Below are 12,284 nucleotides of genomic sequence, written 5' to 3'. Positions count from 1 at the left end.
ACTATGTTTTCTAGTATATCCTCGTTCCCTACAGAACCTAAAAGATAGCGTACAAAATAATCGTTCATTCTGTTTATACTACGCATTTATATTATACTCCAAAATTATGATAAGTAAATAAAATATATAAATATTAGTTAAACAAATTTTTTATGCAGAATAAGCCAAGAAAAACAAATTTTTTTATAATTTTTTTATAGGAAAGAAGATTTTTAAGAAAATATATGCCGTATAAAAAATAGAATCGGCACTTTGTTAAAAGTCTGATTACCCCGCCCACCCACCCCCAATTTTTTTATTTGGAATTATCTAATAATGAGCGGCAAATAATATGCAAATAAAAAGAGGAGCTAAAAAGCCCCCCTTTTATTAGTTATATATACTCTTAAAGTTATATTGCTAATCTATTATTATTCAGCACCGTTAAGAGAAGGTAAATACCAAGTAATACCAGTAGAAGCATTAAATGCTACAGTGCTTGCACTAGCAGCATAAGGATCATTACCAACTTCTGCCTCAAAGTACCATTCAAGATCTTTAACAGGAGTTATATAAATCTCTCCGTAAGCATTCCATCTTAAAGCATGCTCTACTTTAGAAGATTTCAAACCATTATGTCTAGCTCTATAACCTATAGAAGGTTCTAAATAAAGAGTAACTATATCACTGCTAGCATTCAAACCCAAAGAAGGAAGTATTTGTAATACATAAGGATTTGAATCATATATTGCTGAAGGGTCACCTGCTTGTGGTTTATACATACCTTCTATTACAGAATCAGCAGATACTTTTGTCAAAGCATAATGATCAGTACCATTTAATGTTTTTCCTTTAGCATCTAAAGCTGTATCAAAAGTAATTTTAATAAATGGATCAAGAAGAACATCACCAATAGTTGTTTTTAAGAAAAATAATCTTAAATCAAATCCAAATGAAGATACTACTTGCTTATATTCATCACCTTTTAGTTTTTTACCATCTTGATCATAAGCATTAAATGAATTATTTCCATATTTCAAGTATAATCTTACCAAGCTAAAAGCATCTATACCAGTATAATATCTTATTTGAGTTTCAGTAGATACACCTACATAAGTACTTCTTGCTTTTGATTCAGTAGTTTTATAAACATCTTGAACAGCTACAGATATAGGTATAGCAATTCTCAAATTATTATTTAAAGCATTCACTGTTAATACAGGAGTATGTACACTTAAATGTTTAACTTTATATATATAATCAGCACCACCTTTATATTCATTATAAGGAAGTGTATTTGGACTAAGTGTATAAGAATAACCAAGACCTATACCTATCATATCAGAAGTATAACCTATACCAGCTGATACTGTAGGAATAAATACATAACCACGATCACCTAATGTTTGTGTTTCTTTAATAAGAGTAGCCACACCACCATTTTCGCTTTTAAATCCAAAAGTACCTTTAATAGTACCATTACCTAATGTGAATCCTAATTGGTTCATTCTAGCTCTGAATTGGTTACCATGTACTAAGAAGTCAATCCAACTAGAATCGGATCCATACATACCAAATGCTGAAGCACTAGCTAATGTTACTATTGCCATAGCTGTCAATAAAACTTTTTTCATTGTTTTTTCTCCTAAATTTTTTTATATAGTTAATACCTTAAATAAGGCAGTAACTTCAAAACATTTTAGGAAACAATAAAGATTGGGATCTATATTGTTTCCCAATACGTTAGAATATTTGAGAATAATTCTAACGGACTATAAAAAATTAGTGAGAATAATAAGATTTAGAGGATCTTTATTCTCGGCAAAATTAAGAGGGCATTAGGAAACCGTTAATTTTGCTTTATGTGTACTTAGGAATAATAAGGATTTAGAGGATCTTTATCGTTCCGTACTTAAGCAAAATAGATAAACATAATAAGCAATCTTTTTTTCTGATGTATATCCTTGCATTTTGCTTATAATCTTATTCTAATGAATTTTTGTATAAAAGTCAACACTTACATATGTAAAATTTCAGAAATTTTGTAAAAAGAGGTGCAATAACCGTTAAAAACAGTAAATTATTTTATTCGTCAAATAAAATAAAATAAAAAAATATATACAACTATATTAATATAAATTAACCTTTTATACATATATAATATGTATACATACTATAATTACTTATATTATACAATCTTCCTATCACAAAAAAATATATTATATTATCAATAAAACATATACACAGTACATATTTGTTAAACATATATAATACGGCTTCATTCTTTATATACCTATCAATTCAAAACATATTATGATAATAAATATTAGTTAAACGAATTTATTGTGTAAAAAATGGAATATAAATCTTAAACAATCTGTTTACCCCGCCCGCCCGCCCCCATATATACTTTTTTAATGTCATTTGTTATTTTTAGTGCGAAAACTTAATCGTAAATTCCAATGCAATAAAAAATGCATACCTTGTTTAAGATATGCACTTTATCAATTTTATTTACTAAACTAATTGTTTTTATAATAACGGTATTAATTAGGTTTCTCTATCTTGTCAAAACCAGTAAATGGTCTTAAAGCCTCTGGTATGATAACGCTTCCGTCCGCCTCTTGATAATTTTCAAGTATAGCAATCCAAGTCCTTCCAACAGCAATACCAGAACCATTTAAAGTATGTACCAATTCAGTTTTACCGTTTCTTCTAGTTCTCATCTGCATACGTCTTGCCTGATAGTCCCAGCAGTTGCTCACGCTTGATATTTCTCTGTAGGTGTTCTGAGAAGGAAGCCATACTTCTATATCATAAGTTTTGTAAGCAGCATTGCCTATATCTCCAGAAGAAAGCACTACAACTCTGTATGGAAGCTCTAAAGCCTGCAAAATACTTTCAGCGTCTTTAAGCATTTTTTCATGCTCTTCTTTAGATTTGTCAGCAGCACATACCTTTACAAGCTCTACTTTATCAAATTGATGCTGTCTTATAAGCCCTCTCATATCGCGTCCGTAAGAGCCTGCCTCAGAACGAAAACATGGTGTATAGGCTGTTGCATATATAGGAAGCATATTCTCTGGTATTATCTCTTCTCTGTAAATATTAGTAAGAGGAACTTCTGCTGTAGGTATGAGGTATAAAGCAGGATCATCAGTAGTTTTAAATAAATCCTCTTCAAACTTTGGAAGCTGACCAGTACCAGTCATAGTTCTGCCATTAACAAGCATAGGAGGTACATACTCAGTATAACCATGTTCTGAAGTGTGTTTTTTAAGCATAAAGTTAATCAATGCTCTCTCTAAAGCTGCCCCTTTGCCTTTCATAAGAGAAAAACGAGTTCTAGCCATTCTTACAGCTCTTTCAATATCAAGTATATCAAGTCCCAATGCCACATCAACATGATCTTTTACTTCAAAATCAAATTTACGAGGCTCTCCCCATCTGATAATCTCTTTATTGGCATGCTCATCATCACCTTCAGGTACATCTTCTGAAAGCATATTAGGTAGATAAAGTATTTCATTATTAACCGATTCTTCAAGTTCTGTTAATTTTTCTTCTTTTTTATTTAAGGATTCTGTAAAGTTTTTCATCTCTTCTTTTATTTTTTCAGCTTCTTCTTTATTGCCTGCTTTCATACATTCGCCGATTTTTTTAGAAGCTTCGTTCTTTTTGGCTCTGTCCTGCTCTACTTCTTTTAATAAATTAAGTCTTTCATGCTCCAATGCTTTTAACTTATCCAAAGATACTTTACTTCTTCTCTTTCTTAAATTCTCTTCTACTAATTCAATATTTTCTCTTATTAATTTTACATCTATCATAATAAAAATCCTTAAATAAAATTTATATAAATTATACAACTTATTTAAAAATAGTAAATTGTATTTTTAGAAAATTTATAAACACAGACTTTTTGAAATTATATATGCTTTATAATCCACTCATAACGTCTTTTAAGCTCGCGTTCTTCCCCTATATCAACAGGCTCATAATACTCTTTTTTTATGCCATGCTCTAAATAGTCCTGTTTTACTATATGATAAGGAAATTCATGAGGGTATTTATATTCTTCATCACTTTTTTTATCAAATGACGCTGAATGATTATCTTTTAAATAATTAGGTATAGAATAAAGCTCTCCGTTTCTTATATCTCTAATAGCCTTATTAATAGCATTATAAGCAGAGTTTGATTTAGGACATAAAGATAAATATATAGTAACTTCTGCTAAAGGAATACGTCCTTCAGGCATACCTATAAAATCAATAATACTTACAAGAGAAGCGGCAATATTCATAGCATTAGGCTCGGCAAGCCCAATATCTTCAGAAGCTAATATACACAAACGCCTTGCTATATATCTTGGGTCTTCTCCAGCTTCAAGCATTCTCGCTAAATAGTAAACGGCAGCATTAGGATCGCTTCCCCTTACACTTTTTATAAAAGCACTTATTGTATTATAATGCTCATCTTCATCAAATGTCATAGACTGTTTGCTTGTAACATCTTTTACTATTTCTTCTGTAATTGTAAGTTTTTCTTTGGTTTCATCTATTTGTGTAGCTAAATATGAGGCTTCAAAATAAGTAAAAGCCTTTCTTACATCTCCATGTGAATAGCGTACTATTAAATTAATAGCACCATCTTCTACAGCAACATCATCTTCGCCTAAACCTCTTTTATCGGTAATAGCTTTTAAGAGAGCTTCTTTTATATCATTATCATCAAGATTTCTAAACTCAAAAAGCATTATACGTGAAAGAAGTGCATTATTAAGATAAAAATACGGATTTTGAGTGGTGCTTCCTATAAGTATTACAGAGCCATTTTCTACAGCTGGAAGAAGTGCGTCCTGCTGACTTTTATTAAATCTATGTATTTCATCTATAAAAAGAATAGTTTTTTTTCTGTTTTCCAAATTTTTCTCAGCTTTTTTAATAGCTTCTCTTATTTCAGAAACATTTGAAAGAACGGCATTAAGTTTAATATATTCGCTTTTAGTTTTTTTTGCGATAATTGAGGCAACTGTAGATTTACCAACGCCGGGCGGACCAAAGAAAACCATAGAAGTAATTTTGTCATTATCTATCATTTTCCTTAAAGTTTTATCTTTGCCAAGTATATGCTTCTGCCCGAAAACTTCTTCTATTGAAAGAGGACGCATTCTCTCAGCCATAGGCTTGAAAGAATTAAGATCTTCTTCAAAGTCAAACATTGAGTTTTTCAATATATTCCTCTACTAATGGTATATAATTCATAATATTTTCTATTCTATCTTTTATTTCATACTCAAGCAAATCGGCTATAGATATATAATCCTCATTTGCAAAAGCGTCAAGCACATTATTCATCATCTCATTAAAATCGCTAATAGCATCAGAAAGAGATACGGAGTTTAAATAAATTTGAGAATAGTCTATAGAATAAATAGAAGCGGCATTTGAAAGTATGCTGAATGAAAAACTCACTATTCTTGAGAATTTTTCAGCATATATAAAAGCCTCTTTATCATTTCCAGACTGAAGTTTATTAACTATAGAATCTAATATGTCTAAAATTAGAGGTAAGAATTTAGGCAGACTTCCAACTTTGTATAAAACATTGCTTTCTGTTATATTGCTTGCAAATAATGCAATAGTGTTTATTTTGGCTTCTTCTATAACAAGCTCCATAGTAGGAATCATCTTTTCATTTAAAAAAGGCTTTAAATCATCATTAAAGAACTCATTAACTTTATCTAAACTCTCTGATATGCTGTTTAATCTTTCTAATTTTACTTCGAGCATTTTTAATATATGTATTATATTATAGGATTCCAAACTCATATTAAATAAGAATATAGTTCTAGGCACAGAATCAAGCACCCAAAGCATACCGTCTTTTAATGCTTCTACATCTTTTTCGCTTATTTTTTCGGTATTTGAGACATTCTGCAAATATTCTATAATCGACATAATAGAATACAGAGAATATTCGGCATGGCTTAATGCCTCAACCTCTATTTTCTGAACATTATCTATAGGTATAGTTTCATATTCCTCATCTATATATGGCTGTAATTCTCTTCCATCTATATTAACTTTATTTATTAAAAAATCATTAGAATTGCACCAGCTCTCTATAGGTTTTAATATTTCATAAGCATTTTTTTCGTTTTCAAGCATTACTGATAATTCTTTACCGTTTATAAATATATTCATAAGTTTTGCACCATAAAATAAAAATTATTTTAGTAAATTCTATACAATTTTATATTCTCGGATTTAATAATTTTTTAATAACGACTTTTTAAGTATAAAATCAATATTAAAAATCACAAATACAAAAAATTATTGACGATATGAAAATAATTATTATATTACATTCTGTAATATAATTGATTGTATATGGAGTGAAAGTAGAAATGAGAAGATTCAACAGTTTGGCATTTAAGGTGCCTGCAATCCTTTGTATTGTTACAACTATACTTATAACAATACTTCTGATAATTTCCCTTACGATAGCTGGAAAAGGAATATCTAAAAGCAGATTTGAAGGTTTTGAAACAACAGTAAGAGGCTATTCATCGGTATTTGATGCTTGGTTTAGAACGCAGTCCTATTTATTAGAAACTTATGCCTCTGTACCAATAGTAGGAGAATATCTTGACTACAAAGATAATACAAGAACTGACAGATTAAATGCTACATTAAAAACATTCAGAGAAAAAAATGCCTGTTCTATTAATGTAGGAATAGTAGATAACAACGGTATTATAATAGCTGACAGCGATTATTCAAAATTAATAGGAACTAAATTTACAGACAGCAATATTGATATATGGAATAAATTAAAAAACAGACAATACGGATACGGCAGTGTAAGCTATGGTAATGAACTTGTACCGTCAATAGTGAATGGAGAATTATCTTTTATTTTTGCTACTCCTGTAAAAAATGGAAATAAAGAAGTAGGATATTTATATACTGTTTTTAATTGGAGAGAATTTTATAAAAACTATATAGAAGGTATACAATTAGGAGATACTGGAGGTTTGGACGTAATAACACCTAATTTGAAAGTAGTAATGAACACCGACTATAATAAAGTTAATATAGATGCCCCTTCCGTTTATAAAAGCGTATTTGATAATAATTTATCTAAAGGTGTAGTTACATACATTGCCAATAATCATAAGATGATGGGCTCTTATACCAAAATGAAATATGTTCCTTGGATTACTTCTATGACTATGACTTCAGAAGAAATATTTGCTGAAAATAGAAATGCTGTAATAGGCGGCATTATATTCGGTATAATAACTATAATTTCTATAGCAGTATTTATTAATATATTTATACGTTCTATAACTAAACCTCTATCTATAGTAGTAAATGAGGCACAAAGAATAGAAAGAGGTGATTTAAGTACTTCTCAGAAAAAAATAAAGCCTAGAAAAGATGAAATAGGGCTTCTTGCTGATAGTTTTAATAATATGAGAAGTAAATTAGTAGAAACTATTAAAGAGGTTAATCATGCTTCAGTATGCATAATGAATGCTTCTGAAAAATTAGCCGCTGGAAATATGGAGCTTTCTAAAAGAACAGAATCACAGGCAGCAAGCCTTCAGGAGACAGCCGCTTCTATGGAACAGATGGCTTCTACTATAAAATCTTCTACCGAATATTCTTTAACTGGAAACGACATGATGATATCTTCAAAATCTTCTATAGATGAAGCAGGAGATATTATTATACAGACCACTTCCAATATAGAAGAAGTTTATGAAGCAAGTACAAAAATAAGAAATATTACTAAAATAATAGAAGACATTGCATTTCAAACTAACATATTAGCACTTAATGCTTCAGTGGAGGCAGCAAGAGCTGGAGATCAGGGAAGAGGTTTTGCAGTGGTAGCAAGCGAGGTTAGAAACTTGGCTCAAACTACTCAGTCATCAGTAAAAGATATTACGGATTTGGTAGATAATGCCTATGATAAAATCAATAAAGCTACAGAAACAGCAAGACAATCACAGGAAATATTTAAAGATTTAAAAGCCAAAATAGATGAAACAGCTAATATAATGAGAGGAATAAGTTCAGCAGCAGTAGAACAGCAGTCTGGAGTGGAGCAAGTTAATAGGGCAGTTTCAGAAATGGACGGTGCTACTCAGCTTAATAATACATTGGTAAATGAGGCTGAAGCTGCTTCAAAAGATTTGGTTGTACAGGCTAATTCATTACAAGATGCTATGAACTTCTTTAAACTGTAAAATATCTAAAAATATCTTCATAAATGGGGCATATATTTTAATAATATGTGCCTTCTTTTTATTAGACTTGTTTCAAAATTTTTAATAATTATTAAATATACTATATAAAAAACCTGTATTGTAAAAATAGTGTAATTAATTTTTTAATATTTTGATTACAGAATATAATGCCTGAAATATATTGATTATAAAATAATTCCTATATTATAGAAAGTAATATAAAATTATATATAATATTCTTAAAAAATATTTATTTTTTTTAAATAAAATCAAAAAAAAATTATAATTTTTATTGACTTTGATTATTTTATTGTTAAATTAATTTTGTATTATCTTTACATATACCTGTAATCGATTTTATCAGAAAATAAAAAAATATTATATATAGAGGTTTTTCACAATATGAAAAAAATTCACAGTTTATCATTTAAAGTACCAATTATAATAAGTTCTATTATTTTTATTACTATAGCCATTTTATCTGTAATTTCAATATGGTCTTCATCAAGAGCTATAAGGAAATCTTCTTTAGAAGGATTTAGAGCTACAGTATCAGGATATTCTTCTATGATAGATATGGTTTTGCACGAACAGCTTCTTGCGATATCTACATACGCACAATCTGGGGCTGTAGTTAATGCTGTATTAAATCCTTCAGATGAAGCTGTAAAAACTGAAGCAATAAAAAGATTAAAAGATTTCGGCTCTGTAAATACATACTCTATCAATATAGGTGTAGCAGATATTAACGGCAATATTATACTTGATAATGCCAATCCTAAACTTGAAGGTGTATCTATAGCAAGTGTTCATACTGAATTATTTAATAGAATGAAGGCTAATAACTATAATTATACTTATGATAATACAACAAGTGTATCATCTACAACAGGAGGACAAGCACTTTTACTTTGCGGAGGATTAAGAAACTCAGCAAAAGAACTTATAGGTATAATATACATCAATTTAGATTTGGCTAAAGTAAATAATGACTTTATAGGCAATCTCAATTTAAACGGACGTATTACAGTGGCAAATAATGACGGAAATGTAATATTATCATCTGATAAAGAAAGAATAGGAGATAAACTTCCAGATGTTTACAGTGTAATAAAAACAAGTCATACTGGAATTATAGAATCTTATGATAATGAAGGTCATCAAGGCAAACGTTCTGCCGCTTATGAAAATATTCATACTATGCCTTGGTCTGTGATATTTGCTAAAGCAGACAGCGAAATATATAAAGAAATAAAATATACTATTATACGTACAGTAATTATAGGACCTTTGTTTATAATACTATGTACTTTAATAATAGCATTATACATAAAGAGCATAACAAAACCTTTAAATGAACTCGTATCTATTTCAAGAGAAATTTCAGACGGAGATTTAACTTCAACACATAGAAATATAAACCGTAAAGATGAACTTGGAGTTTTAGCTAATTCTTTCTTTGATATGAGAGACAGATTATCTGATATAATAGTAAAAGTGAGAAACTCAGCAGATGAAATAAGAATGAATGCTAAAGAACTTTCTCAAGGCAGTGCCGACTTATCAAAACGTACAGAAGCACAGGCTGCTAGTTTGGAAGAAACTGCTTCATCTATGGAACAAATGGCTTCTACAATAAAATCATCAGCAGATCAGTCTATTGAAGGAAATAAAATGATGATAGATTCAAGAACTTCTATTCAGAATGCAGGCGAGATAATACTAGATACAACAAAAAATATAGAAGAAGTTTATGATGCCAGTACAAAAATAAAAGACATTACAAAAATAATAGAAGACATTGCTTTTCAAACTAATATACTTGCTTTGAATGCTGCAGTAGAGGCAGCAAGAGCAGGAGAACAGGGAAAAGGATTTGCTGTTGTAGCAAGCGAGGTTAGAAACTTAGCTCAAACTACTCAGTCATCTGTTAAAGATATTACTGATTTAGTTGATAATGCTTATGACAAAATTAATAAAGCTACAGAATCAGCTAGAATATCTCAGGAAATATTCAATGATCTTCAGGGAAAAATAGAAAATACAGCTAAAATCATGCAGGACATAAGTTCCACTGCGGTAGAACAGCATGAAGGTGTAGAACAGGTTAATAGAGCAGTTACTGATATGGATAGTGTAACTCAGCAAAATGCTGCTTTAGTAGAACAGGCTTCCGCTTCTTCTACATCTTTACTTAATCAGGCTGTAGAATTGGTTGATGCTATGAGTTTCTTTAAAGTAAATTAAGTAAGTAATCTGAATTTAAATAAAATATTTTTCATTGTTAAAAAAAAAGACTTGCATTTTAATGCAGGTCTTTTTTAATTTGATATTACTAAAAAATTATATTAGACTTGTTTCAAAAGTACTTGACAAGATTATATGTAAAATTTTGCTAATTTATAAATTATTAAAATAATGTTTTAAATGTTGTATAGCTTATTATTTAAGTATGTAAATATGCAGTCCTTTTGCTTCTTTGGGTCACCAAAAGAAGTGGGGGTGTGGGGGCTAGTCCCCACAATTAATAAATAAAATTAGTTTTGAAACAAGTCTATTATAAAACTATTCTTTAGAATTTTCTTTAGTTTCATCTATAAGTTTGATTAATTTATTAGATCTTGAGGCTATACTTTCTTTTAAAGCTAATAAAGTATCTTTTCCAGCCTTACTGTTAGCTATTTCTCTTTTAAGCAGGTCTGCTATGTTGAGACAAGCTAGTATTGCTATAGTATCTCTAGGATAATTTGAACCATAATGCTCTGCTATATCATTCATACTTTCATCAACAAAATCAGCAACTTCTTTTAAATACTCAGCATTCTCTTCGCTTGATTTTATATTAAGAGTTCTGCCGTATATTGTAACCTCTAAAGTATTATTATCCATTTTATTTACCCATTTTTACAGAATTATTTTGATTCATTATCAAAGAAGAACTCTTCCTCATCATCTTCGCCGAACATATACTGATCATCTTCATTTATATCAAACTCATAATTATCTTCTTTTTTATTTTCATTACTCTCATTATTATCATCGCTGCTGTTACTTGCCTCTTCTTTACTTTCTTCTTTTATACTCTCTATCTCTTCGTCCCAACTAGCATCAGAAGCATTAGAAAAAGGATCTTCCTCTTCTGTAACTTTTACACTAGAAACAACTACTTCTGCTTTTTCTTTAACTGCTTCTTTTACATCTTCTTTAATAGGTTCTTTTGAATGATTAGCTACTTCGTTTTCTTTATACTCTTCATAATAATCTGAATCATTATTGCCGCTGAAAGGATCTTCTTCATCATTATTTAATTCTTCAGTATGCTGTTTTACTTCTTCTGCCTTAATCTCTTTAACTTCATCTTTTTTTATATCTTCTGTTTTTGTATGCACTGCCTCTTCTTTAATTTCTTTAACTTCTTTAGTCTCTTTAATCTCTTTAATCTCTTCTTTTGCAGGCGTATTTACAGCATGATAAACTTTTTTTAAGCTAGCGTTTCTTACACTGTCTATTCTATCTATCAATATACCTAGTTTTTCTTCCAATTCTTTATTTTCTTTTGTAAGAGTTTCTATAGTTCTGTTTGCTGTTTCTAATGATTTTTTTACACTGTCATTTTCTTCTATAAGTGTTACAGAATCTTTTTCCGTATTTTCTAAATTTGATTTTAATGTATCTCTTTCTCTTTTAGTAGTTTCTAATTCTATTCTTGCTGCTTCAAGCTGTTTTATAAGATTTTCTCTTTCTTCTCTTATAGAATTATAATTATCATTTGCATTTCTTTTATCGGCTTCTAGTATAGTTTTTTCCTCTTTAAGAGAATTAAAATTATCTTTAAGCTGATTTAATGAATTAGTTAAATCTTCTTTTTCTTTTTTTAACTGCTCTATAGTTTGTAATAATTCTTTATTATCAAATGAAATTAGCTGATAATCGTCTAAAAAATCCTTTAATTTTTCCTCTAAAATATTAAATTCTTTCAATTTTAAACTCCCCAAAAAACTATTAAAAAATTATATCACATATAAATTCAATTGTCAATTTTTTA

Annotated in this window: 8 protein-coding genes and 1 pseudogene; 2 read left to right on the top strand and 7 right to left on the bottom strand. The window is 29.4% G+C overall.

Going from position 1 to position 12,284, the window contains the following annotated elements; genetic code table 11:
* The 5 genes and pseudogenes from F811_RS16985 to F811_RS0107695 form a co-directional block, all read right to left on the bottom strand.
* Positions 1-86, bottom strand: a pseudogene (locus F811_RS16985) (Rpn family recombination-promoting nuclease/putative transposase); the annotation flags it as partial.
* A 324-nt stretch (positions 87-410) separates the two neighbouring features.
* On the bottom strand, positions 411-1,613 hold the full coding sequence (locus F811_RS0107710; RefSeq protein ID WP_020004679.1) for a variable surface family protein: 1,203 nt from the start codon (positions 1,611-1,613) through the stop codon (positions 411-413).
* 912 nt (positions 1,614-2,525) lie between these two features.
* Positions 2,526-3,806, bottom strand: a complete 1,281-nt coding sequence (gene serS, locus F811_RS0107705) for a serine--tRNA ligase (RefSeq protein ID WP_020004678.1) — start codon at positions 3,804-3,806, stop codon at positions 2,526-2,528.
* 98 nt (positions 3,807-3,904) lie between these two features.
* On the bottom strand, positions 3,905-5,200 hold the full coding sequence (locus F811_RS0107700) for an AAA family ATPase (RefSeq protein ID WP_020004677.1): 1,296 nt from the start codon (positions 5,198-5,200) through the stop codon (positions 3,905-3,907).
* A complete protein-coding gene (locus F811_RS0107695) occupies positions 5,193-6,185 on the bottom strand; it encodes a hypothetical protein (protein WP_020004676.1) in 993 nt (330 codons plus the stop codon). Before F811_RS0107695 ends, F811_RS0107700 begins: the two co-directional genes overlap by 8 nt.
* 203 nt (positions 6,186-6,388) lie before the next feature.
* Here F811_RS0107695 and F811_RS0107690 point away from each other — a divergent pair, with 203 nt between their 5' ends.
* Both F811_RS0107690 and F811_RS0107685 read left to right on the top strand, forming a co-directional pair.
* Complete coding sequence (locus tag F811_RS0107690; protein ID WP_020004675.1) at positions 6,389-8,239, top strand: methyl-accepting chemotaxis protein; 1,851 nt, start codon at positions 6,389-6,391, stop codon at positions 8,237-8,239.
* A 402-nt stretch (positions 8,240-8,641) separates the two neighbouring features.
* Positions 8,642-10,486 carry a methyl-accepting chemotaxis protein gene (locus F811_RS0107685; protein WP_020004674.1) on the top strand — a complete coding sequence of 615 codons (1,845 nt, stop codon included), beginning with the start codon at positions 8,642-8,644 and terminating at the stop codon, positions 10,484-10,486.
* A 318-nt stretch (positions 10,487-10,804) separates the two neighbouring features.
* On the opposite strand, the gene F811_RS0107680 is transcribed toward F811_RS0107685, so the two are convergent.
* On the bottom strand, positions 10,805-11,128 hold the full coding sequence (locus tag F811_RS0107680; RefSeq protein ID WP_020004673.1) for a cell division protein ZapA: 324 nt from the start codon (positions 11,126-11,128) through the stop codon (positions 10,805-10,807).
* Positions 11,129-11,151: 23 nt separating this feature from the next.
* Entirely contained in the window at positions 11,152-12,219 is a 1,068-nt protein-coding gene (locus F811_RS0107675) for a coiled-coil domain-containing protein (protein WP_020004672.1), read from the bottom strand.
* Positions 12,220-12,284: the final 65 nt, after the last annotated feature.

The sequence above is a fragment of the Brachyspira innocens ATCC 29796 genome (assembly GCF_000384655.1).
GTDB lineage: Bacteria > Spirochaetota > Brachyspiria > Brachyspirales > Brachyspiraceae > Brachyspira > Brachyspira innocens.
Note: the sequence above shows the minus strand (reverse complement) of the source record. Positions and strands in the feature narration are given on the sequence as shown.